At 41.4% G+C, this 24,380-nt stretch carries 19 protein-coding genes; 3 read left to right on the forward strand and 16 right to left on the reverse strand.

The features are described 5' to 3' along the window. Positions 1-238: 238 nt before the first annotated feature. The 5 genes from IGJ28_RS11985 to nifJ form a co-directional block, all read right to left on the reverse strand. Complete coding sequence (locus IGJ28_RS11985) at positions 239-550, reverse strand: DUF3784 domain-containing protein (protein WP_005471352.1); 312 nt, start codon at positions 548-550, stop codon at positions 239-241. A gap of 173 nt (positions 551-723) precedes the next feature. After that, a complete protein-coding gene (gene glmM, locus IGJ28_RS11990) occupies positions 724-2,079 on the reverse strand; it encodes a phosphoglucosamine mutase (RefSeq protein ID WP_003126423.1) in 1,356 nt (451 codons plus the stop codon). A gap of 16 nt (positions 2,080-2,095) precedes the next feature. Next, complete coding sequence (locus tag IGJ28_RS11995; RefSeq protein ID WP_252711913.1) at positions 2,096-3,187, reverse strand: CdaR family protein; 1,092 nt, start codon at positions 3,185-3,187, stop codon at positions 2,096-2,098. Next, positions 3,184-4,065 (reverse strand): diadenylate cyclase CdaA, encoded by an 882-nt coding sequence (gene cdaA / locus IGJ28_RS12000; RefSeq protein WP_005471347.1) that lies wholly within the window; start codon positions 4,063-4,065, stop codon positions 3,184-3,186. The genes IGJ28_RS11995 and cdaA overlap by 4 nt, the downstream gene beginning before the upstream one ends. A 214-nt stretch (positions 4,066-4,279) precedes the next feature. Then, on the reverse strand, positions 4,280-7,975 hold the full coding sequence (gene nifJ, locus IGJ28_RS12005) for a pyruvate:ferredoxin (flavodoxin) oxidoreductase (protein ID WP_252711912.1): 3,696 nt from the start codon (positions 7,973-7,975) through the stop codon (positions 4,280-4,282). Positions 7,976-8,202: 227 nt separating this feature from the next. On the opposite strand from nifJ, the gene IGJ28_RS12010 reads away from it, so the two are divergent. Continuing rightward, positions 8,203-8,718: a DsbA family protein gene (locus IGJ28_RS12010; RefSeq protein WP_156247453.1), complete on the forward strand. Its 516-nt coding sequence runs from the start codon at positions 8,203-8,205 to the stop codon at positions 8,716-8,718. Positions 8,719-8,873: 155 nt separating this feature from the next. Here IGJ28_RS12010 and whiA read toward each other — a convergent pair whose 3' ends face one another. The 7 genes from whiA to uvrB form a co-directional block, all read right to left on the reverse strand. Then, positions 8,874-9,809 (reverse strand): DNA-binding protein WhiA, encoded by a 936-nt coding sequence (whiA, locus tag IGJ28_RS12015; RefSeq protein ID WP_003126418.1) that lies wholly within the window; start codon positions 9,807-9,809, stop codon positions 8,874-8,876. A gap of 15 nt (positions 9,810-9,824) precedes the next feature. Further along, a complete protein-coding gene (locus IGJ28_RS12020; protein ID WP_005471344.1) occupies positions 9,825-10,826 on the reverse strand; it encodes a gluconeogenesis factor YvcK family protein in 1,002 nt (333 codons plus the stop codon). After that, a complete protein-coding gene (gene rapZ, locus IGJ28_RS12025) occupies positions 10,823-11,713 on the reverse strand; it encodes an RNase adapter RapZ (RefSeq protein ID WP_003126416.1) in 891 nt (296 codons plus the stop codon). The genes IGJ28_RS12020 and rapZ overlap by 4 nt, the downstream gene beginning before the upstream one ends. Positions 11,714-11,826: 113 nt before the next feature. Further along, positions 11,827-12,531: an amino acid racemase gene (locus IGJ28_RS12030; protein ID WP_021149805.1), complete on the reverse strand. Its 705-nt coding sequence runs from the start codon at positions 12,529-12,531 to the stop codon at positions 11,827-11,829. Between the two features lie 3 nt (positions 12,532-12,534). Beyond that, positions 12,535-13,788 (reverse strand): carboxylate--amine ligase, encoded by a 1,254-nt coding sequence (locus IGJ28_RS12035; RefSeq protein WP_252711910.1) that lies wholly within the window; start codon positions 13,786-13,788, stop codon positions 12,535-12,537. Positions 13,789-14,087: 299 nt separating this feature from the next. Beyond that, on the reverse strand, positions 14,088-16,904 hold the full coding sequence (gene uvrA / locus IGJ28_RS12040; protein ID WP_438845412.1) for an excinuclease ABC subunit UvrA: 2,817 nt from the start codon (positions 16,902-16,904) through the stop codon (positions 14,088-14,090). Positions 16,905-16,918: 14 nt separating this feature from the next. Continuing rightward, the gene (gene uvrB / locus IGJ28_RS12045; RefSeq protein WP_252711909.1) at positions 16,919-18,910 is read right to left on the reverse strand and encodes an excinuclease ABC subunit UvrB; all 1,992 of its coding nucleotides are present in this window, start codon (positions 18,908-18,910) and stop codon (positions 16,919-16,921) included. 273 nt (positions 18,911-19,183) lie between these two features. Here uvrB and IGJ28_RS12050 point away from each other — a divergent pair, with 273 nt between their 5' ends. Then, a complete protein-coding gene (locus tag IGJ28_RS12050) occupies positions 19,184-21,340 on the forward strand; it encodes an amino acid ABC transporter substrate-binding protein/permease (protein WP_438845413.1) in 2,157 nt (718 codons plus the stop codon). After that, positions 21,341-22,078, forward strand: a complete 738-nt coding sequence (locus tag IGJ28_RS12055; protein WP_003126409.1) for an amino acid ABC transporter ATP-binding protein — start codon at positions 21,341-21,343, stop codon at positions 22,076-22,078. 41 nt (positions 22,079-22,119) lie between these two features. On the opposite strand, the gene IGJ28_RS12060 is transcribed toward IGJ28_RS12055, so the two are convergent. Genes IGJ28_RS12060 through IGJ28_RS12075 form a run of 4 tightly spaced genes read right to left on the reverse strand, consistent with a single transcriptional unit; the run spans position 22,120 to position 24,207 of the window. Beyond that, positions 22,120-22,386: a hypothetical protein gene (locus IGJ28_RS12060; RefSeq protein WP_252711908.1), complete on the reverse strand. Its 267-nt coding sequence runs from the start codon at positions 22,384-22,386 to the stop codon at positions 22,120-22,122. Positions 22,387-22,403: 17 nt separating this feature from the next. Continuing rightward, positions 22,404-22,721, reverse strand: a complete 318-nt coding sequence (locus tag IGJ28_RS12065; protein WP_081132009.1) for a hypothetical protein — start codon at positions 22,719-22,721, stop codon at positions 22,404-22,406. Between the two features lie 3 nt (positions 22,722-22,724). Then, positions 22,725-23,750 carry a hypothetical protein gene (locus IGJ28_RS12070; protein WP_438845414.1) on the reverse strand — a complete coding sequence of 342 codons (1,026 nt, stop codon included), beginning with the start codon at positions 23,748-23,750 and terminating at the stop codon, positions 22,725-22,727. Further along, complete coding sequence (locus IGJ28_RS12075; RefSeq protein ID WP_003126405.1) at positions 23,743-24,207, reverse strand: RNA polymerase sigma factor; 465 nt, start codon at positions 24,205-24,207, stop codon at positions 23,743-23,745. Before IGJ28_RS12075 ends, IGJ28_RS12070 begins: the two co-directional genes overlap by 8 nt. Positions 24,208-24,380 lie beyond the last annotated feature (173 nt).

The following is a 24,380-nucleotide window of genomic DNA, read 5'->3' on the forward strand; positions in this document are numbered from 1 at the left end:
AGTTTTTAGGCAGAAAAAAGAGCTGCGACAATCGTCTTGTCGCAGCTCTTTTTTTCGTACAACCAATTAAAAGCAATTTTTTTAGACAAGCTGAAACTGCTTGGAATTGCCTATTTTGATCATCCTTTCTTTTCTCGTCCCTCAATTTTTTTAAAGTCTTTTAAGTAATGCACAAAACAGCAAGCAGCATTCATCTCAGATTCATTGCACCTCTGTTGATCAACAGAGGAGAAATGTATCATTTCTTTACACACCACGTGCCATTTATGATGATTATCCCTACTATCGTCAGTAAACTAGTTGCAACGAATAAAATATTCCCCATTAATGACCAGTGATCACTAAAAAGTAATGAAAGCAGGATGAAAGCACCCAGAACCAACATACCGATGCCATTCGCTACATACAAACGATCTAAATCATACTGTGCCTTTTTTTCTTCAGAAGCCATATTGTATCCAGCAATCAATTGCCATCCATGTCTGCTTAAAAATAGGATACCTGTAATAAAAAACAAACCCACGACTAACCATCCTGTTGTATTTCCCATCACACATTCATCCTCTCTACACATCTGCCTAACGTTTAGATCCATTCAACCAATCGGTTTCTTGCGCTTTATACAGTGAGTATACCACATGAAAATCATTATTTGGATTATCATTATATTTTCACAAGATAAAAAAACCAACGAAAACGACTTTCGTTGGTTTTTGATCTCATTTATTCCGCACCGATTTCTTCCCGTACGACAGCTGCAATTTTATCGACATAATAATCTACTTTTTCTGTTGTTGGTGCCTCAGCCATCACGCGCAATAGTGGCTCTGTTCCAGAAGGGCGTACTAAGATTCTACCTTCCCCATTCATTTCTGCTTCTGTTTCTTCGACGATTTTTCGGATTGCCGGTACATCCATCGCGCCATTTTTATCTGTCACACGAATATTAACTAATTTTTGCGGATAGATCGTAACTTCCCCTGCCAGCTCAGAAAGTTTTTTCCCAGTCTGCTTCATGATATTCAATAACTGGATACCAGACAGCATTCCATCCCCTGTCGTATTGAAGTCTAAGAAGATCATGTGTCCGGACTGTTCCCCGCCAAAGTTGTAGTCATTTTTGCGCATTTCTTCTACAACGTAGCGATCACCCACTTGAGTAATCACATCTTTCAAACCAATGGCTTCAACAGCTTTATGAAAACCTAAATTGCTCATCACAGTTGTAACGATGGTATCTTGTTTCAAACGTTTTTGTTCAGCTAAGTATTTTGCACAAATGTACATGATCTTATCGCCGTCAACAATATTACCTTGTTCATCAATAGCGATCACCCGATCACCGTCTCCATCAAAGGCTAGTCCAACATCGGCCCCTTTTTCGACAACAAACTCTGCTAATTTCTCAGGATGAGTGGAACCAACACCATCATTGATGTTCAAACCATTCGGCGAAGTTCCCATGGTATAAAAATCAGTTTCTAAGTCTGCAAACAACCGATTGACACTTGTAGCAGTCGCCCCATTGGCTGCATCTACACAGACGGTGATGCCCTCTAGATCACCCGGGATCGTTTGACGGAGAAATTGGGAATACTTCAAAAGACCTTCTGGAAATTCATCAACGGTTCCTAAACCTTCAGCTGACGGCCGTGGTAACGTATCTTCTGCAGCATCTAATAAAGCTTCGATCTCCGCTTCTTGTTCGTCCACCAATTTGAAGCCATCATTACCGAAGAATTTAATTCCGTTGTCTTGTGCTGGATTATGTGATGCTGAGATCATTACTCCAGCACTAGCTTTTTGGACCCGTGTCAGATAAGCCACACCCGGCGTTGAGATGACGCCTAGTTGAAACACTTCGATTCCCACAGATAGCAAACCAGCGATCAGTGCATTTTCTAATAACTGACCAGAGATTCGTGTGTCTCGCCCAACTAAGACGCGAGGTCGACGATCGTCTGTTTCGTGTTGACTCAATACATATCCGCCATAGCGGCCAAGTTTAAACGCTAATTCTGGTGTAAGTTCCTTATTTGCTTCTCCACGAACACCATCTGTACCAAAATATTTTCCCATAATGTATTACCCTCTCTTATTCTTTACTCTCATCTGAAGTTGTAACAGTTGTTTCGCTTTCTGAATCACGGTTTTCTTCACTAGATGATTCACTAGTTTCATCTGATCGAGATTCGGCAGATGACTCGTTGCCAGTTTGACCATTCGTTTCCGTTGATTGGAAAACAGGTGTCACTTGGATCGTCACTACTTTAGGATCAATCGTCACACCATCTGGCACTGGCACTTCAACAGTTCGCTCAACAGTTGAGGTGATTCTTGAAATATCGATTGGTATGCCAATTTGATCTAATGTATCTAAAATAGACTGGCTACCAGAAATCGTTCCGCTGATTGCACTCATTCTATAGATAAAATGGGAGATGCCGTTAGGAACTGTTCCTTGCTGGGTGACGAATAATTCCACTTGTTTTGTCGGGGCTTCTAATGTTACCGTTACGTTAACTGTTTCGGGATCTGGCAAAATTGCTAATGCATTTTTAGCGGTATCCCACGCTTGTATCGTTCCTTTGACTGTTGAAGAGGACGTTCCGATCTCATTAGGATCAATAACAGCCACCACACGATCGATATCATTTAAGGTGCGATCACCCGTTGTGATCGCTACTTTCTGAGGATCTGCCTCTAGAGAAGCGATAGAATACCCTTCCTTTAAATCTGCGCCCGATATGACTGGTTCAACAGTAAATGTTTTTGTTACTTTCTTTTCAATAGTCACTGTGATGGTCTTCGGCTCGATTTCAGCTGTTACACCCGAACTCAAATTCTGAACTTCTAAAGGAACTTCATGCGTTCCTTCCCCTAATTCAGAAAGATCCGCCATCACGCGAAAGTTTCGTGTCTCATCATTTTTTTCTGCATTCAACTGGATACGATTTCGACTTTTCAAGGTGACATTCACGGTGGTTTCATACCCTTGGATAAAATAGCTATCTGTATCATACGTCGTTTGGATGGGAACATTGCTAAGATGTTCTTCATAACCACTAGTAGAGCCGGATAGATTGACTTGCAGTGTGGAACCACTAGCAATAAAAAACAACACCAAACTAAAGAACAGCGCTAGTATACCATAAAAAATATTTCGTTGGCGTTCTTTCTTAATCATTTTCTTCCCCCTTTGTTCACACCGTCAAGGAAAGATTGCAGTAGATTACGTTTTGCTGTTTTTTCTTCAGGCACAAGCTCTCGATTCAAAATATCCAAGTATTGTTCTCGAGATAACCCAGATAACAATTGGTTGTTCATAGTGATACTGACATCCCCAGTTTCTTCAGACACAACGATCGTCAAAGCATCACTGACTTCTGACACCCCCACTGCCGCCCGATGCCTAGTCCCGAATTCTTTAGGAATCAACAAGCTTTCTGAAAGGGGCAGATACGCACTCGAAACCGCAATTTTGCCGTCTCGTATAATGACTGCTCCGTCGTGCAAAGGTGTGTTGGGAATAAAAATATTGATCAATAGTTCTCCGGTAATATCGGCATCCAAGGCAATCCCAGTTTCGACATACTCTTCCAAACCGGTAGTTCGCTCAATTGTAATCAAGGCACCTATTTTGCGTTTCGCCATATACTGGATCGCTTTATCTAAAGATTGGACCATCACTTCGTCTTCGTGCTTTTCAGACTTAGAGGTCTTGAATAGCGAACTCCGACCTAAATGTTCCAAACCTCGCCGAATCTCCGGTTGAAAAATGACAATAGCAGCGATCACCCCATAGGTGATTACTTGATCCATCAGCCATGAGAGAGTTCTCAAACCAATCAAACCCGCTAAAAAACGTAAGACGATAAACAGCCCGACCCCTTTGAATAGCTGGATCGCCTTGGTCCCTCTGACTAACTGAATCAATTTGTAGACCACATACCAGACAACTAAAACATCCAAAACATTGATTAAAAACGAAATAGAAAATATATTAAACGAGAAAACTTCTCTCCAATAATCAAAATTAAAAAAATCACTGAAATTCATCGACATAAACAGCCTTCCTTTATTCTTAAGACTTCAAATAATAGTATAACATAGGACTTCTTTTAACACGTTGAAAAAAAGCAAATTTATCTCATTTTTCCAAAAAAAAAATCTCACTTTTTTCTGGACTCTCGATTATTGGATAACACGGTTGATCTTTACGTAATGGAGCTTAAAAAAAACAGCTCTGCCAGATACTGGCTAGAGCTGTGACACTTGTCTATTCTGATTTTTTTCTCCGCTGCGCTCTGGCAGCTCTTCTTGCCGCGCGAGCTGCTTCGACTTCAGGATCAGAGACTGATCTACGCTGTTTAGTTCTAACAGATTCTCCTTGTTTTTCCACCGATTGAGGTTCTGCTTCAGACAATGGCTCTTTTTCTAATTTTGCTCGAATCTTTTCTTCTTGCCCAGCAAGACGCGCATAATTATAGAAACGGTTTTTGGCATCCAAGACTGTTTTTGTGAATAATGCACTTGCAGCACTTGGGTTAGCTGCATCTAAGGCTGAAAAACGAACCTGTGTTTTCATAAACGTTGGCATCAACGAAAAATCAGGTTTTTTATAGTCTAGTGTCATTGCTGGCTTACCTTTTTCAGTCATTAATGGGTTGTAACGGTATAGAGACCAATAACCGGAAGCTACTGCTTCTTTTGCTTCTTTGATGGATTGTCTCATGCCACCTGCTAATCCATGGGTGATGCATGGTGTATAAGCAATGATCAGAGATGGTCCAGGGAATTTCTCCGCTTCTTCGAAAGCTTTGATCGTCTGCATTTGATTGGCTCCGGAAGCAATTTGCGCCACGTATACATGACCATATGTCATAGCCATCATCCCTAAATCTTTTTTCGACACATATTTCCCACTAGCTGCAAACTTAGCAATCGCTGAAGTTGGGGTTGCTTTAGAGACTTGCCCGCCAGTATTAGAATAGACTTCATTATCTAAAACTAGAATATTTACATCCGCGCCTGAGGCCAAGACATGATCGATTCCGCCAAATCCGATATCGTAAGCCCAACCATCGCCACCAATCATCCATTGACTTGGCTTAACAAACAAGTCGCTGTCGTCAAGAATCGCTTGCAAACTTGGCTGTTGATGAATTTCTTGTTGTAAAGCAGCCTGTAATTTTGCCGCCCTCTGTTGGCTTCCTGCACTTTCTTCCCGATGATCGATCCAGTCTTGCATAATCCCTTGTAGATCTATCGGAACAGTGACTAAGGCTGCCTGCATTTTTGCTGCTAAGGCTTCTCTTCGTGTTCGATTTGCTAGAAACATCCCATAACCAAATTCGGCATTGTCTTCAAATAGTGAATTGGACCATGCCGGTCCTTGCCCTTGGTCGTTGGTCGTATAAGGAGACACCGGAGCAGCGCCGCCCCAAATCGATGAGCAGCCGGTGGCATTTGCGATCATCATGCGGTCCCCGAACATTTGAGTCAACAGTTTGACATACGGAGTTTCGCCACATCCTGCACAGGCTCCTGAAAATTCTAGAAGCGGTTTATTGAATTGGGTGCCCATTACGGTACCCGGTTTTGCCGGATTCTCTTTCTGACGTAGTGTCATAGCAAAGGCCCAATTCATTGCTTGCTCTTTTTGGCTTTCATAGGAGCGCATGACCAAAGCTTTGTCCTTTGCGGGACACGCTTCAACACAAAGCCCGCAGCCAGTACAATCTTCGATTGAAACTTGGATTCGATACTTCTGACCATCTTTTCCTCGCATTTCTCGAACAATAAACCCTTCTGGTGCCTCTGTCAGTTCATCTTCATCCACTAAGAAAGGTCGAATCGCTGCATGCGGACAAACAAATGCACATTCATTGCACATCGTACAACGGTCGGATAACCATTCTGGCACTTCTAAAGCAATCCCTCGTTTTTCCACTGCAGTGGTCCCTAGAGGCATCGCTCCTTCCGTCATTTGATTCCGAACGAGCGTCCCCACTGATAATTGATTGCCTTCCTGTCGATTGATTGGCTCAACGATCTCCCGAACATAACGGGATGTTGCAGTTGATTTCCGTTCAGGCACATCAATGAAGGCCCATTCAGCTGGCACTTGAATCTCGCAAAGCAATTCAAGGGTCCGATCAATCGCTAAATAGTTTTTTTCGACAATTTCCATGGACTTATGTCCGTAATTCTTTAATACCTCCGCTTTTAAAATCGGCAGAACCTCGTCGAAAGGCATAATATCAGACAAATAGAAAAAGGCAGTTTCCATTGCTGTGTTGATGCGTCTGCCGAGCCCAGTCTCCATCGCTAATTGCATGGCATTGATGGTATAAAAACGGATGTCATTTTCTGCAATGTAACGCTTGATGTGTTTAGGAAGACTAGTTGCAATTTGTTGCTCATTCCAGGTGGTATTTAGTAGGAAGGTACCGCCTTTTTTTAGCCCCTTCAGCAAATCATATGTATGCAGATACGCAGGGGTATGGCATGCGACAAAGTCAGCATGCTCGATCAAATAAGTCGAGCGGATCGGTGTGTCTCCGAAACGCAAATGGGAGACTGTTAATCCTCCTGATTTTTTGGAATCATAATAAAAATAACCTTGAACATACTTATCTGTGTGATCGCCAATAATTTTGATCGCTGATTTATTGGCACCCACGGTTCCATCGGAGCCAAATCCCCAAAATTTCGCCTGAAATGTATTGGGATTGGTCAAGTCCAAAGTAGCTTCCGTGTTCAACGAGAGATGGGTAACATCATCCATGATCCCAATCGTAAACCGTCTTTTTTGCTCACTTTTTGGTTTCGTCAGTTCTTCGTATACAGCAACGATTTGATCTGGCGTTACATCTTTTGAACCCAATCCATAGCGACCACCAATGACAGCTGGCCGGATCGCTGCATCATAAAGGGCACTTTGGACATCTAAAAGCAGAGACTCACCGTTTGCTCCCGGCTCCTTGCTACGGTCTAAAACGGCAATTGCTTTGACCGTTGATGGAAGTTTTTCCAAAAAGACTTCTAATGGAAATGGTCGATACAAATGAATTGTCAAGACCCCGACTTTTCTTCCTTGTTTGAGCAAATGATCCACCGTCTGTTGTACAGTCTGAGCCGAAGAACCCATTGTTACAATTACTTCTTCTGCATCAGCACAGCCGTAATAATCGACCAAATCATAGTTGGTTCCGCGCAAATCATTAATGGCTTTCATGTATTTGCGAATTGTTGCCGGTAACGCATCGTAATGGGCATTGACCGTTTCTCGCTGTTGAAAATGAATATCGGGGTTTTGATTCGTTCCGCTAACCGTTGGATGGTTTGGATTCATTGCCTTTTCGCGAAAAGCTGCTAATTTTTCTTGATCAATCAATTGAGCCAACTCACTGTATTCAAGTACATCAATCTTCTGGATTTCATGGCTGGTTCGAAAACCATCAAAGAAATTCAGAAAGGGAATCCCACTTTCAATCGCCGCTAAATGAGCCACAGGTGCAAGATCCATAACTTCTTGAACACTGCTTTCCGCCAACATCGCAAAGCCTGTTTGGCGAGCCGCCATCACGTCTGTATGGTCACCAAAAATATTCAATGCATTCGTAGTGACTGCTCGGCTGGCAACGTGAAATACGCCAGGCAAACGTTCTCCCGCGATTTTGTACATATTTGGAATCATCAACAGCAATCCTTGCGAAGCTGTATAAGTCGTCGTTAAAGCTCCAGTCTTTAATGAACCATGTACTACACCAGCTGCTCCGGCTTCTGACTGCATTTCAACCACTTTCACTGGTTGTCCAAAAATATTTTTCTTTCCGCTGGCGGACCATTGATCTACCAATTCCGCCATTGTTGAACTAGGGGTAATAGGATAGATTGCGGCTAATTCTGTAAAAGCATAAGAAATGTAGGCTGCCGCTGTATTTCCGTCCATTGTTTTTTTCTTGCGCATCTCTCTAACTTCCTTTATCTTCCATTTTGAGCATTCTCACACAATCTATTATAGCTGAAAAATCTATTTGAATAAATACTGCAAATCAAAATAGCAGCGATTTAGTGAAAGAGCAAACGATACAGTTTCTATCTAATCTAAGATTTTTTCACAAATTTCATTTGGTTGTTTCTCCTTTTCTTTCTAGTTGAAATTCTGTTAAACTTAAAAAAAAAGGAGGATGAAACATGGATATTTCAATTATCAAAGCTAAAGAAACAAATACGACTACAGGAATCAAGATTGGTGATGAAAATGCTAAGCCAATCATTGAATTCATGAATCTTCGTTGTCCTTATTGCCGCAAATGGTTTGAAGAGTCATTGCCGATCCTAACCGAAGCTGTTGCTGCGGGAAAAGTTCAACGAGTGATCAAATTATTCGATAAAGAAAAAGAGTCTCTTCAACGGGGAAATGTGATGCATCGGTTTGTAGCAACGGATAATCCTGCTCAAACGATCGCAGATATTACTAAAATCTATCAAACACAAGATCAATGGGGACATTTAACTTTAGAGGAGGTTGCAGAATTTGCGCAAAAACAGTTAGGATTAACCGAACATAACCATTCCACGTATGCTGGTGAAATCGTGGAAGAAGCCCGAAAAGCAAATATTCAATTTGTGCCGACCGTTATCGTAGGCAGTCACATTTTCGATGAATCAATCTCAGCGGATGAGTTGACACAATTGATCAATGAATAAAACCTGTGCCACAGTTCTAACAGCAACCCACTCTTGAAGGATAATCGACTCGCACGTGCGGTCCAACGAAGCCAAAACTACTTGATACTTAGCCGTTTTAGCTTCATTCTATCCCTTCAACTGTTGTCTTGTTATGACCTGTGGCACAGGTTAGTTTAACTGACTTTATCTCGCAAACGATCCGCAAATTCATTGATTTTACGGATTCGATGGTTGATGCCTGATTTGGAGATCGCTCCAGAAGGAATCATCTCTCCCAACTCCTTCAAGCTGACTTCAGGATGTTCCAATCGCAATTCGGCAATTTCCTGCAGCTTCTCTGGAAGAGCTCCCAGCCCCACCCGTTGTTGAATAAATTCAATATTGTCAATCTGTTTGGAAGCTGCATCGATGGTCTTGTTCATATTTGCTGTTTCACAATTAACCAAACGATTGACTGAATTGCGCATGTCGCGGACAATCCGAACATCTTCAAACTTGAGCATCGAATTGGTCGCGCCGATCAGTGTGAGAAAATCGGCGATTTTTTCTGCGCCCTTTAAATAAGAAATAAAGCCATTTCGTCGTTCAAGGGCTCGCGCATTCAATCCATAATAGTTCAACATATCGCAGATATCTTGATTGTGCTCTTCATAGATCGAATAGATTTCTAAATGATAGCGGCTGGTCTCTGGATTGTTGACTGAACCTGATGCCATAAATGCCCCCCGTAAATAGGAACGCATTTTTTGGGCATTCCCCATAATTTCATCCGATACATGACTATGAAACATCAATCCATCCATAATATCCAAATCTAGCAATACACGTTTGGTCTCTTGTTTTAAGCGAACGATGTAAACATTGTTCTTTTTCAACTTCATTTTTCTACGAACCAACAGCTCACTTCGGACATTGTAGTGATCTTTCAATAAGGAATAAATCCGCCGAGCAATGGCAGCATTTTCTGTTTGCACATTGAGAACGAACTGCTGGTTATTAATACTTAACGATCCATTCATTCGTATCAAAGCAGCTAATTCTGCTTTTGCATGTTCCCGATGTACTTCTAGTGATGTCAGTTCCTTTTTGACTTCTGCTGCAAAGGACATAGCGTCGCCTCCTTTCTAGATTTTGGCACCGTAGACGATCCGCAGTAATTCATCGATCACTTTATCACCGTCATGAAAGACACCGCCATCACGTAACTCTAAGAAATCCGCTGAAACCACGCGACAACTTTCATTCCGCAGTCCTTGGAAGTCATGTTTCACTTGGACAAGGTATTCATCGTAGATTTCTGGATCCATATAGCCTTCTGGGACCTTCTCTGTATTGACTAACACGGTATCAATAAAAGACTTCCCTAAATGTTGATGCAAAACTCGAACATGATCTGCATCAGTAAAGTGTTCTGTTTCCCCTTTTTGCGTCATGATATTGCAGATGTAAACAGTCTCCGCTGCCGTTTCTAGCAACGCCTGTCCGATCTCACTGATCATCAAATTCGGCAAGATACTCGTAAACAAGCTACCCGGTCCTAATACGATCATATCAGCTTCTAATATCGACGTCACAACTTTACGTGCAGCTTTGGGTTCATTTTCGTCATCTTGATTCCGCACAAACACGTGATCGATGGTTTTACGATCCAAGGCAATTTTGGATTCTCCCACTGCTTCTGTCCCGTCTTTAAAAACAGCGTGCAGAATCAAAGGTTGGTCAGAAGAGGGATAGACATGGCCATCAATGTGCATGATTTTTGAAAGTATCTGGATCGCTTCATAGGTACTGTTGCGCATTTCCGCAATGGCGGCAATGATCAAATTACCTAAGGCATGGTTTGCAAGAAATTTGTCTTCTTTCTTGAACCGATACTGAAAAATATCATTATAGAGTTGCGGCATATCTGACAAAGCAGCCAGCACATTGCGCAAATCACCTGGAGGCGAAATAGACGAAACTAGGTTGCGGATCTCACCACTGCTGCCACCATCATCTGCGACCGTCACAATTGCTGTGATATCAACACCTTGATTCCGCAAACTTTTTAAAATGACCGGCAGGCCAGTTCCGCCCCCAATGACAACGATCTTAGGTTTACGGATTCGATAGGTTTTCATTTTCATGATCGATTCACCGTCTCTTTGCGCTTATCTTTGTCACGATGGGTCACATTGACTTTGTAATTTTTTGCTAAAGCAGCGCTGATCCGTTCAGATAAAGCGACCGAACGATGTTGTCCGCCCGTACAACCAATTGCGACCGTCAAACTGCTTTTTCCTTCTTTGATATACCCAGGCATTATAGTTTCAAGCAATGTCTCAAATTGCTGATAAAACTCTTCAGTTTCTGGAAAAGACATGACATAGTCATATACGGTTTCATCTTTTCCCGTTAGCGGACGCAATTCGGGTATATAATGTGGGTTTGGTAAGAATCGCACGTCCATCACGATATCCGCATCGATAGGCAATCCGTATTTGAAGCCAAAGGAAACAACTTCCACCCGAAATCCATGTTCATGGGAAGAACGAAATTCTTGATTGATCTTTTCTCGCAGCTGTCTTGGTGTTAAAGTTGTCGTGTCGATCACGATATTCGCTTTTGTCTTCAAGTCTTCCAAGATCGCACGCTCTTTACGGATCCCTTCCGTTATTAAGCCGTCCATCGCAAGGGGATGGGCTCTGCGTGTCTCTTTATAACGAGAAACCAACTCATTGTCTGTAGCATCTAAGAACAATATTTTTGTATCGATGAATCGAGTATTCTCGATATCGATCAGCATGCTTTGGATTTCTTCAAAAAAGGAACGCGAACGCAAATCAACGACCAATGCAATTTTGGTCACTTTCCCTGACTCTTTGATCAATTCCCAGAATTTAGGAATTAAACTCGGCGGCATGTTGTCAATACAAAAATAGCCCATGTCCTCAAAACTTTGAATAGCAACGGTTTTTCCTGCTCCACTCATACCAGTGATGATCACTAGTTCTAAATTATCTACTTCTGTCATCGTAAAACTCCTTCCTCACTCATTAACAGTATATCATGCCGGGCGTATCATTTAAACACTACCGCACAAAAAAAGCATCAACATGAGAGTTGACTCCCATGTCAATGCCTCGCTCAATTTCGATAAGTTAACGCTTTTTCAATTGTTCGATCGACTAAAATCGATTGCGCATCGACTACCGGATAAGGATTATTTTCCGTGAATTCTTCCATCAATGAAAGTTCGGTACAGCCTAGAACAGCTTTCTCACAACCAATTTTATGCGTTACTTCTTCTAAGATCTCAAAATAAAGATCTTGGTCTAATGTATCAGATTCTTTGATCCGATCATAAATCAATGTATTTACTTTTTGTTGTAATTGCGGCTCAGGCAAGTAGACATCAAAGCCACAAGCACGTAACTCGGCTTCATAAATCCCAGCCTTGATACTACCTTCTGTTCCTAAAAAGGCCACTTTCCCGGTAACACCTTCTTTTTGCAAAGATTTAGCAGCTTCCCGTGGCATGTGAAGCAGCGGAATTGGTGTGGCTTCTTGCAACTGATCAAAGAAATAATGCGCAGTATTACATGTCAGCACAATAAAATTTGGCTGTAATAAGTTCTGTTTAGCGATATCATCAAGCAAATAAGGAACAGGATCTTCTAAATCGTTGTTCAAGATATACGCAGTGCGATCTGGCACTGTCGCATGATTGAATAACACATAGTTCAAATAATCTTGGTCTTTATGAGCAACGGTTCGACGGTTCAAGATTCGTACAAAACTTTCAGTCGCCATCGTTCCCATTCCACCTAAGATACTAAAGAAGTTTTCCATAGACTAGCCTTCTTTCGAATGGAAATGCAGTTTAAATCGTTTGTTGTAAAGATAGAACATTCTTTTTAGTAGAATCCAACGTTTGATTGAGAAATCTTTGTCATAAAAAACGGTAGTCCCCCAGCGATTTTCGGCTAGCAGCTTTTTAGCCCGTTCTTTTTCTTCATTTTCATTGGCATAATCCAAAAAGATGTTTTTCGGTACACCCAACCAAAGCTTCGCTGTTGGAGCGTCTGCTTTCCCATAAACAGTTTCTTGGAAAGGCACATCAAATACTAAGTCTTCTGTCAGAAATTTAGCAAGATTCAATCCACTTAATGTGATGAAAAAGCTACTTCTCCCCTGACGAAGATTGATTTCAAATAATTTGTATTGCCCATCTCGGCTATCATATTTCAAATCAAAATTGGCAAAGCCAACATATTGAATTTGTTTTAAGAACGTCGAAATCATTTGATAGATTTGTTGGTTTTCATCCGGCAGAATAACCACGTAATTGCCGACTGCTCCAGGAGTTGGATCTTCTAAAAGTGGATGACCCAATGCCATCACTCGTACATTATGGTCTTTATCAACATAGGCATTCAGCACACGCATATTGCTGTCATCCCCTGGAATAAAATCTTGCACGATCATCTCGTAATTATAGCCAGCTTGATAAATCCGCTCAACAATCTTATCGAACTCGGCACGATCTTCAATAATAAAGGCTTTCTTCCGTCCTTCGAAATCAACAGATAACCAGGCGACACTATTTGCCGGTTTCAATGCCACGGGAAACTCAAATGGCAGTTCTTGAGTAAAGCGGCCATCCTCTAATAGATCTGGTGTCAAAATAAAAGTTTTTGGATAAGGTAAGCCAAACTCTTCACACACTTCATAGAAACTCACTTTATTGATTAATCGTTTCAACAAAGAATAATCATTCGCAATAAATGTGTAATATGACGCTAAATCTGCTTTATGTTTCGCTAACAATTCAGCATAACCATCCCCGCAAGGAATCAACAAATAAGCCATAGAGGGATCGTTATAAGTGGTTTTTGCCAAATCAATCAATGTATCTAAAAAACCAGGATCATGATCAAATCCTGCTACTTGATTGACCTTGACGATTTTGCTATAGCGGGTGGGGGCAAGCTGTGTCCCAGCATAAGCAATTGACTGGATGCCATATGCTTCGTGAAAGGCTCTTGCCATACCATAGACATTCATATCGCTTCCTAACAAAATAGGAACGAATTTTTCCGGATTCATAAAACCACTCTCTCTTTTGCATATATAAATTTAGATTTTTACCTATTTACTTTGTTACAACAGACCTATAATACCATAAAGAAAAAAGCAATCAAAGTATGTACCTCTGATTGCCTTCCTCTTCTTTGAACGGATAGAACTTATAGGTCGTTTATTCTGTTACGAATAGACATTTACCTATTGCTATTTTAACAAATAAACGGTGCATTACAAGAGTTATTTGAGAATTTGCAGAATTATTACAGTAAATATTAAATTTTGCTAAAATCCCCTTTATCTCCGCCTTTATCCTACCTCTCTCATAAGACTTTCTTGAGGTATTTTCCGGTATAGCTTTCAGGAACTGCTGCTATCTCTTCAGGTGTACCAGTTGCAAGGATCGTTCCTCCGCCCTCGCCGCCTTCTGGACCTAAATCAATCACATGATCTGCTGATTTGATCACATCAAGATTATGCTCGATCACTAGAACTGTATTCCCTGCATCAACAAAACGCTCCAAGACTTTCAATAAACGAGCAATATCATCCGTATGCAAACCAGTTGTAGGTTCATCTAATATATAGAAGCTTTTTCCATGAGAATTTTTGTGGAGTTCACTGGCAAGTTTCATTCGCTGTGCTTCCCCACCTGATAAAGTGGTTGCCGGTTGCCCCATCGTGACATACCCTAGACCTACATCAACGATCGTTTGTAATTTTCGATGGATCTTAGGAATATGTTTGAAGAATTCGACAGCATCTTCGACCGTCATCTCAAGGATCTCTGCTATATTCTTCCCTTTGTAATGCACTTCGAGGGTTTCTGAATTGTATCGTTTGCCGTGGCAAACCTCACAAGGAACATAGACATCCGGCAAGAAATGCATCTCGATCTTGATGATCCCATCTCCTTTACATGCCTCACAGCGACCGCCGCGGACATTAAAGCTGAAGCGACCTTTTTTATAACCGCGGACTTTGGCTTCATTGGTTTTTGCAAACAAATCACGAATGTCGTCAAAAACACTTGTATAAGTTGCCGGATTACTTCGAGGGGTTCGCCCGATGGGACTTTGGTCAATGTCGATTAGCTTTTCGATTGCTTCATATCCGGTTAGTTTCTTATATTTTCCCGGTTTGTTCGAATTGCGGTTGATTTTTTGTGCTAAAGCTTTTTTCAAAATTTCATTCACTAATGTTGATTTTCCCGAACCAGATACCCCAGTCACAGCAATAAACTTTCCAAGAGGGAAATCAACGCTGACATTTTTCAAGTTGTTCTCAGCTGCTCCAGTCAAGCGAATGGACTGTCCATGTCCTGCTCGACGTTCTGCCGGCGTTGGAATCTCCCGTTTTCCTGAAAGATATTGTCCAGTCAGCGAATGTTCATTAGCCGCAACTTCCTCTGGGGTCCCTGCTGCAACGATCTCGCCGCCAGCATGTCCAGCTCCCGGACCTACATCAATCAAATAATCGGCAGAACGCATGGTGTCTTCATCATGTTCGACCACAATCAATGTATTGCCAAGATCTCTCATCTTACGCAATGAATCCAATAAGCGGTCATTGTCTCTCTGATGAAGACCGATCGAAGGTTCATCCAAGATATAAAGCACACCAGAAAGATTGGAACCAATTTGTGTCGCTAAGCGAATACGTTGAGCTTCGCCCCCGGACAAAGTGCCAGAAGCCCGACTTAAAGTCAAATAATCCAATCCCACATTGCGCAAAAAGCTTAACCGGTCATCCACTTCTTTGACGATCGGTTTTGCGATCATCTTTTCTTGTTCAGAAAGCGTTAATTTTTCGACAAATGATAAGGCGTTGTTAATTGCCATCTCACTAAGTTCACCAATATGCTTGCCATTCACTTTGACGGATAATGCTTGCGGGTTTAGCCGGTAGCCATGACAGGTTTTACAGGTCAATTCTGTCATGTACAGACGCATTTGTTCCCGGGTGAAATCACTATTGGTTTCATGATAGCGACGTTTGATATTAGGAAGAATTCCTTCAAAGGGTACTTCAACGTCCCGTACACCGCCAAAATCATTTTCATAATGAAAATGGAACATTTCGCCATTGGAACCATTCAAAATAATTGCTTGGTGTTCTTCTGGCAATTCTTCAAAAGGCGTGTCCATGTCAATATTGAATTCCAAGCAAGCTTGTTCCAGCATTTGTGGATAATATTGTGAACTGATGGGATTCCAAGGAACGATCGCACCTTCACGCAACGTTTTGCTAGTATCAGGAATCACTAGATCAGTATCAACTTCTAATTTTACCCCTAATCCATCACAATCCGGACAAGCCCCAAAAGGTGCATTGAAAGAAAACAAACGTGGTTCTAACTCGCCTACTGTGAATCCGCAATAAGGACAAGAATAGTGTTCACTAAACAACATTTCTTCTTGACCAATCACATCTACTACAGCGTAGCCATCTGCCAAACGTAATGCGGCTTCAAAAGAATCAAACAATCGCGAACGAATGCCCTCTTTGACAACGATCCGGTCAATCACGATGGCGATGTCGTGTTTTTTATTTTTTTCCAGTTCAGGCGCTTCAGAAACATCATAGATTTCACCGTCTACTCGAATCCTCACATACCCTTCTCGTTGAATCATTTCAAAAACTTTTTTGTGCTGGCCTTTCTTTTGATAAACGATCGGTGCCAACAACTGGATCTTTGTCCGATCTGGCAATGCCAGTACTTCGTCGACCATTTGTTCCACTGATTGACTAGTGATCTCAATATGATCATTCGGGCAGATCGGGTGTCCAATACGGGCGTACAGCAAACGCAGATAGTCATTGATCTCGGTCACCGTACCGACCGTTGAGCGAGGATTCTTACTCGTCGTTTTCTGATCAATGGAGATCGCTGGACTCAGTCCATCGATACTATCCACATCTGGCTTATCCATTTGTCCTAGAAATTGTCGTGCATATGCAGACAAGCTTTCCACATACCGCCGCTGTCCTTCTGCATAAAGGGTATCAAACGCCAAAGAGCTCTTTCCTGAACCAGACAAACCGGTCACAACAACCAGTTTATCTCTAGGAATCGTCACATCAATGTTCTTTAAATTGTGTGCGCGAGCGCCATGGATTACGATTTTATCATTTGCCATTCTCTTGTCTCCTTTTACTCAGCTGCTTTCAATTCCAAGATCGTGTCTCGTAAAGTAGCTGCAGTTTCAAAGTCTAATGCTTTTGCGGCATCTTTCATTTCTTTTTCCAGTTTCAGTAAGAGAGTTGCTTTCTCTTCACGAGTCATGTCTTCATACGAAGTGGTTGTATAATCGCCTGACTCTTCCGCAACTTTCGTAATAGCGATCAAATCGCGAATTTCCTTAATGATCGTTTTTGGTTCGATGCCATGCTCTTTATTATACGCCTCTTGGATACTGCGGCGGCGACTTGTTTCATCAATCGCTCGCTGCATAGAGTCAGTCATTTTATCCGCATACATGATCACTTTACCATCAGAATTCCGAGCAGCTCGACCAATTGTTTGGACCAAAGAACGCTCACTACGCAAGAATCCTTCTTTATCTGCATCTAAGATCGCTACGAGAGAAACTTCAGGAACGTCGATCCCTTCTCGAAGCAGATTGATCCCGACTAATACATCAAATTCACCAAGCCGCAAATCGCGAATGATCTCTGTCCGCTCAAGTGTCTTGACGTCGCTATGAAGATATTTGACTTTGATTCCTAACTCTTTAAAATAATCGGTCAGATCCTCTGCCATTTTTTTCGTCAATGTGGTAACAAAGACCCGTTGATCTTTCTCTACCCGCTCATTGATTTCTCCTACAAGATCATCAATTTGCCCCATGATCGGGCGAACCTCTACTACTGGATCCAATAACCCTGTTGGACGAATGATCTGTTGGATAACGGTATCCGTTTGTTCATGCTCGTAAGATCCCGGCGTTGCTGAGACATAAACGATCTGATTCACATGTTCTTCAAATTCTTCTAAACGTAACGGCCGGTTATCTAACGCAGACGGTAAACGAAAGCCATAATCCACCAGCATTTGTTTGCGGGCACGGTCGCCGTTGTACATCCCACGAATCTGGGGCATCGTTACGTGAGACTCGTCAATCACGATCAGGAAATCATCAGGAAAGAAGTCCAGCAACGTGTAAGGTGGTTCGCCTTCTTTGCGCCCATCCATGTGTCGTGAATAGTTTTCGATCCCGGATGTGTAGCCCATTTCCCGCAACATTTCGATATCATAATTGGTGCGTTGCTCTAAACGTTGTGCTTCCAATAATTTGTTCTCACTTCGAAGAACAGCTAATCGATCTTCGAGTTCTTTTTGTATCGAAGCGATAGCATGTTCCATATGGTCTTCGTTGGTCACAAAGTGAGTAGCTGGGAAAATAGAAACGTGTTCTGTTTCCCCTAAAATCTCCCCAGTCAACGCATCCACTTCTCGAATTCGATCGATCTCATCGCCAAAAAACTCGATGCGTAATGCCCGCTCGTCCCGCGATGCCGGAAAAATTTCTACCACATCTCCTCGAACACGAAAGCGTCCTCGTTGGAAATCGATATCATTGCGTTCAAATTGTATGTCGATCATTTCTTTCAGTAGTTGATCCCGCGGTTTTTCCATTCCTACTCGTAAAGAAACCACTTGCTTAGCATATTCGATTGGTGAACCCAAACCAAAAATACAAGAGACTGAAGCAACCACGATCACATCGTTGCGTTCCAGTAATGAACTGGTCGCCGAGTGCCGCAGCTTGTCGATCTCATCATTGATACTTGAATCTTTCTCAATGTAAGTATCACTGGAAGGTACATATGCTTCTGGTTGATAATAGTCATAATAGCTGACAAAATATTCTACTGCATTATTAGGAAAGAATTCCTTGAACTCACCGTATAATTGACCCGCCAACGTTTTGTTGTGTGCGATAATCAGTGTTGGCTTATTGACCTCTTTGATCAAGTTTGAAACAGTATAGGTTTTACCTGTTCCAGTTGCCCCCAACAAAATCTGCGCCTTCTTGCCCCCAACGACGCCATCGACCAATTGATGGATGGCTTCTGGCTGATCTCCTGCCGGCTGATATTTTGAGATTAATTCAAATTCATGGGAAGTCGTTCTTTCGATCATCTTCATTCCCCCTGTATTTATATTTGCGAAGCGTCCGTGAAACAAAAAGAAAGCTGACGCTTTTCCATAGAATAGTATACCATAGCGAACATACTTTCGCCATCTTTTGTACTTTTTATTCTGCTAGTTTAATTTTACTTAAGATGTCAGTTTTTCTAACACCCAATGTCAGAAATAGCGCTGTTTTTTGCAAATATTGACCGAAAGACTTGTGTGTTTTTACAAAAATACCTATAATCTAAAAATACGTTAAAATCAAAAGGGGGAATTTTCTTGAAAAGAAAATATATGTTTTGTGCACTGTTTTCAGTGATTTTCTGCTTTTTCGCTTTTGCGAACAAGCCAGTCAGTGCAGCAGAAACAACGTATAAAATCGGAACAGACCTGACATTTGCTCCTTTCGAATTTCAAAACGAAAAAAATGAGTATGTAGGGATCGACATTGATCTGTTAAATGCTATTGCTGAAGATCAAGGCTTTGCTGTTGATTTGCGCCCATTAGGCTTTGATTCCTCGTTACAGGGCGTCCAATCCAATCAACTTGATGGGATGATCGCTGGGATGAGTATTACAGACGAACGGAAAGAAACCTTTGATTTTTCAGATCCTTACTTCGACAGTGGGATTCAGATGGCTGTCGCAAAAGACAACCAAGATATCAAAACTTACGCTGATTTGAAAGATAAAACAGTTGGCGCTAAAGTTGATACCGAGAGTGCTCGTTTTCTAGAAACCAATCAAAAAAAATATGGCTACTCTATCAAAAACTATGATGATGCTAGCGGGCTTTATGGTGCCGTTCGCAATGGAACAGTTGTGGCCATCTTTGATGACTATCCAGTCTTAGGTTATGCGATTAGTAATGGTGAAGCTATGAAACTTGTGGGTGAGCCTGAAAAAGGGGCATCTTACGGGTTCGCAGTCAAAAAAGGCCAAAATTCTGAATTACTGGCTAAATTCAACGCTGGTCTAAAAGAGTTGAAATCCAGTGGTAAATACGACGAAATCATTGCTACTTATATTGCTTCATCAGAAAGCACTTCTGATGAAGCAAGTGAAATGGTTAAAGTTGAACCGAAAAAAGACGTCTATCGAATCTCAAGTGACTCTGCATTCGCACCTTTCGAGTTTCAAAATGAAGACAATGAATATGTCGGAATCGATGTCGATCTCTTAACTAGAGCGGCGGAAATGCAAGGATTCAACATTGAGTTTAATTTCATTGGTTTCTCAGGAGCGCTACAAGCGTTAGATGGGAATCAAGCGGATGGTATGATTGCTGGGATGAGTATCAATGATGAACGCAAAAAAGCGTATGACTTCTCAGACTCCTACTTTGAAAGTGGTATTCAAATTGCGGTCAAAGAAGGAAACGATAGTATCAAGTCTTATGAAGATTTAGAAGGAAAAACAGTTGGTGCTAAAGTTGGTACCGAGAGTGCAGACTTCTTGATTGAAAATGAAGACAAATACGGCTATACCATTAAGTATTATGACGCAGCTGATCAACTTTATGCTGCAGTCAGTGGCGGTCAGATCGACGCCATGATGGATGATTACCCAGTCATTGGCTACGCCATCAGTCAAGGACAAAAACTAAGTACGCCGATTGAAAAAGAAGTGGGCGGACAATATGGGTTTGCCGTCAAAAAAGGGCAAAATCCTGAATTGATCCAAATGTTCAATGAAGCGTTAAAAGAAATGAAACGAACTGGCGAATACGATGAAATCGTCGGCCGTTATATCAAAGACGGTTCGGCTACAGAAAAGAAAGCCGATGAATCAACAGTCGCTGGTTTAATCAAAAACAATTACAAAGTTTTGCTAAAAGGTTTATGGAATACCCTGCTGCTTGCATTGATCTCCTTTGCTTTAGCGTTGATCATTGGGATCATCTTGGGACTCTTCAGCGTGTCCCCAATCCGAGCTTTGCGTATCTTCGCCGGTATCTATGTCGATATTATTCGCGGGATACCAATGATGGTGTTAGCTTTCTTCATTTTCTTTGGCCTTTCGGATGCAATTGGGATAACAATCCCCGACTTTGCTGCAGGAGTCATCACTTTGACACTGAACGCTAGTGCGTATATCGCAGAAATCGTTCGCGGAGGGATCAAGGCTGTTCCTGTAGGCCAAATGGAAGCTTCCCGCAGTTTGGGATTGACCTATACCCGAACCATGCAAAAAATCATTTTGCCGCAAGCCATCAAGATCATGATCCCATCTTTCGTCAATCAATTCGTTATCTCGCTGAAAGATACGACAATCATTTCGGTTATTGGTGTTGTGGAGCTGCTGCAAACTGGTAAGATCATTGTCGCAAGAACCACACAAAGTACCTATGTTTATCTAATCGTTGCTGTCATGTATCTAATTGTTATCACAGCCTTAACAAAACTTGCTAAAGTTTTAGAAAAGAAGGTGAAATAAATGAAGGAAAAAATCTTAGTCGAAAATCTTGTAAAAAAATATGGGGATAACACTGTTTTAAATGATATCAATGTCTCGATCCAAGAAGGTGAAGTCGTTTGTGTCATCGGTCCTTCTGGCTCAGGAAAATCTACTTTCCTGCGTTGCTTGAACCGTTTAGAAGAACCTACTAGTGGTGATATCATTATCGATGGTGCTCATCTAATGGATAAAAACACCAATATCAATGCCGTCCGTCAACACATTGGCATGGTTTTTCAACATTTCAATCTGTTTCCTCATCTTTCTGTACTAGAGAATATTATCTTAGCACCGATGGATTTAAAAAAGATGTCCCGTAATGAAGCTGAATCAAAAGCCATTCAATTGCTGGACACAGTGGGTTTGGCTGACAAAAAAGACATGTATCCAGACAATCTATCTGGTGGTCAAAAACAACGGGTAGCCATCGCCCGTGCATTAGCTATGAATCCTGATGTTATGCTGTTTGATGAACCTACATCTGCGTTGGACCCTGAAATGGTCGGCGATGTTTTGAATGTTATGAAAAAATTGGCAAAACAAGGCATGACGATGGTTATCGTTACCCATGAGATGGGTTTTGCTAAAGAAGTAGCCAATCGCGTCATGTTTATCGATGGCGGAAATTTCCTCGAAGACGGCACACCAGAACAAATTTTCACTAGTCCGAAAAACGAACGGACCAAAGACTTTTTAGACAAAGTCTTGAATATCTAAACAAAATCCGCAGAAAACTTGGTCGTTTTCTGCGGATTTTGTTATTCATCTGACATTTTAGTTTCTCGTTGCTGCTTTTTGTGCTGTGCTTCTAAAGCGATTCGTTTCTGCTTTTCACCAAAATAAACTTTTGTATCGATTGGATTGGCTTTGTTGAATCCCCCAGCACCAGTATCCATCATTTGCCCCCAGCCTTTCAGCGGATCTTTTCCTTGTTTCCTTAATTCAGCGTTCTTTTTACGCAATTCTTGTTTCTTCACTTCTTTCTTTTGCTGCCGCTGCTCCTTTATTTCCTTGAAAAAACTCATCCCATACCCTCCTTTGATCAATAAAGAATTGTTCCAATGACTATTAATAACAAAACAACAACTGGATACATCAATTCTCTAATCCAGTGTTTTTCTTTCCAAGCAAGATACAGCAAACCGCCAATGATCAGCAATAAAATAGTCGGTTCAAACAATAAGCCAATCAAATTACCTGAATAGGTTCTGGTTGTTAGTTGATCACCCCCTGTGCTTAACCTAAAAGAACTGAAACGAAAAAGAATGAAACGACTGAAAACATAACAAGACAAAAACACCAATGAATACCCTTTTGCAAACCAACGGAATAGTTTGCTAAATGGAATTTTTTTCAACAATACTCATTCTCCTTCCGTGATTACATCTTGGACCATGATATCTGAGAGCTGCTGCAGCTGGACTCTCATGACAAGCGACCGATTCTCCGCTAACCATCGAGCTAATTCAGTGCAAGAGGCCGATACATGAACGGCACTTACTTTCACACCATTATCTTTGACATAATCTAGAATGTCGCCGAAATCATAGAAATTGATTTGATTGGTAAGATCATTGGTAAAATGGAGATTGTCAGGACTATCCCAGCCTAGATCCCCAAAAGTCGGATAATATTTTTCCAAAAAATCCAGTCCTTGCGTGACGCTTTCTGTTACTTGCCGATCATAATCATTTCCTGTTGTCTGACGAACCATTTCATCTGAATAACCAAAAATATTGCCTGAATGATAATCAATACTATAATGTTGAACAGACAAATCAGCCAGTTTTTCCCTTAGCTCACTAGGAATTTGAGGATTTTTTAAAGTAATAGAAATTTCAGCCTGCTTGTACTCGCCGAGTGAACGTAAATAGGCGAGAAAGGAGTCATAGGTCGAAACCGCATTGCCTGGCTCATATAGTGTTGCAGAGGGAGCAAATGCGGTCAGCGTATCGCTGGAAACAATTGTCTGAACTGCCTGATCAAAAATATAGCGATTTTCGACTGTGTACGCGACCGTCTTCTGATTTCCTAAACGAGAAATGACCGGATAAACGTCCTCTTTCCCCAAAAATGCAAGCAGAGATTGCCGATTGATAGGATCGTAATGGAGGTTTCGCTGTCCCATCTCATACCAATAGTAGCGGTACTTCTCTAACGTATCATTCTTGAGCGCATCTTCCGAATATGGAGCATTCATCGCCGAAGGAATCGATTGATAATCCTCGCGGTCATTTCCGGTTGCACGATAATAGGCTAATGGTAAAAAGTAGCATAAAACAAGCACTACCATCCCCCAAAACAACACGCTATAGATCATTTGGAGTACCATGCTTTTCTTTGTACGATCCACTGACTTTTGTAATCGCTGGTACTGTTTTTTATCCATGTGACCACCTGCTTTTCACTTGTTTTCTCGCTTGAAAAACACGAGATTTCACTGTACTTAACGTTAGATTTAATATTTCTGCTATTTCTTGATAGCTATAGCCGCGAATCGCCAATATCAAAGGATGCCTTAATTTGTTAGGCAATTGATTCACATGACGGAGTGCTTCTTCTTTTTCAAGACTATCTTGGTCTTCGATAGGAATCTCCTGCATCAAAGTATCGACTTCTTCTGCTACCAAAAGATACCGCTTACGACGGTAAAAATCATATAGTGTAAACTTAGCAATCGTAAAGAGCCACCTCTCAAAGTCATCTGGCTTTGTCTTTGGCAAAGCCAAAAAAACTTTAACAAATACATCTTGCGTTAAATCCTCTGCTTGATACTCATCCCCCACTCTTTTTTGAAAGTAGTGCTGAATTTTCTCGTAATAGATCTGATAAATCTCCTCCAACACTACCCCTCCTTACTTATATAGACGAGTGAACAACAAAAAAGTTGCAAAAAAATATTATAGTAAGAATAGTATATCACTGTTACTAACGTATTCAGAAGGTTCTTTCTACGTAACAAAACAAAAAAAGCTGTAAACCACGCTGAAATGTTTCGTGTGGCTTACAGCTTTTTAGA

It is taken from the genome of Enterococcus sp. AZ091, from assembly GCF_051714805.1.
GTDB lineage: Bacteria > Bacillota > Bacilli > Lactobacillales > Enterococcaceae > Enterococcus_D > Enterococcus_D gallinarum.

Bases quoted from the DNA above. Each gene is read 5' to 3' on its own strand.
- rapZ (WP_003126416.1), bottom strand. From the start codon at position 11,713: ATGACAGAAGTAGATAATTTAGAACTAGTGATCATCACTGGTATGAGT.
- uvrB (WP_252711909.1), bottom strand. From the start codon at position 18,910: ATGATCGAAAGAACGACTTCCCATGAATTTGAATTAATCTCAAAATAT.
- uvrA (WP_438845412.1), bottom strand. From the start codon at position 16,904: ATGGCAAATGATAAAATCGTAATCCATGGCGCTCGCGCACACAATTTA.
- glmM (WP_003126423.1), bottom strand. From the start codon at position 2,079: ATGGGAAAATATTTTGGTACAGATGGTGTTCGTGGAGAAGCAAATAAG.
- cdaA (WP_005471347.1), bottom strand. From the start codon at position 4,065: ATGTCGATGAATTTCAGTGATTTTTTTAATTTTGATTATTGGAGAGAA.
- whiA (WP_003126418.1), bottom strand. From the start codon at position 9,809: ATGTCCTTTGCAGCAGAAGTCAAAAAGGAACTGACATCACTAGAAGTA.
- IGJ28_RS12035 (WP_252711910.1), bottom strand. From the start codon at position 13,788: ATGAATCCGGAAAAATTCGTTCCTATTTTGTTAGGAAGCGATATGAAT.
- IGJ28_RS12030 (WP_021149805.1), bottom strand. From the start codon at position 12,531: ATGGAAAACTTCTTTAGTATCTTAGGTGGAATGGGAACGATGGCGACT.
- IGJ28_RS11985 (WP_005471352.1), bottom strand. From the start codon at position 550: ATGGGAAATACAACAGGATGGTTAGTCGTGGGTTTGTTTTTTATTACA.
- IGJ28_RS11995 (WP_252711913.1), bottom strand. From the start codon at position 3,187: ATGATTAAGAAAGAACGCCAACGAAATATTTTTTATGGTATACTAGCG.
- nifJ (WP_252711912.1), bottom strand. From the start codon at position 7,975: ATGCGCAAGAAAAAAACAATGGACGGAAATACAGCGGCAGCCTACATT.
- IGJ28_RS12060 (WP_252711908.1), bottom strand. From the start codon at position 22,386: ATGAGTTTTTTCAAGGAAATAAAGGAGCAGCGGCAGCAAAAGAAAGAA.
- IGJ28_RS12010 (WP_156247453.1), top strand. From the start codon at position 8,203: ATGGATATTTCAATTATCAAAGCTAAAGAAACAAATACGACTACAGGA.
- IGJ28_RS12020 (WP_005471344.1), bottom strand. From the start codon at position 10,826: ATGAAAATGAAAACCTATCGAATCCGTAAACCTAAGATCGTTGTCATT.
- IGJ28_RS12070 (WP_438845414.1), bottom strand. From the start codon at position 23,750: ATGGATAAAAAACAGTACCAGCGATTACAAAAGTCAGTGGATCGTACA.
- IGJ28_RS12055 (WP_003126409.1), top strand. From the start codon at position 21,341: ATGAAGGAAAAAATCTTAGTCGAAAATCTTGTAAAAAAATATGGGGAT.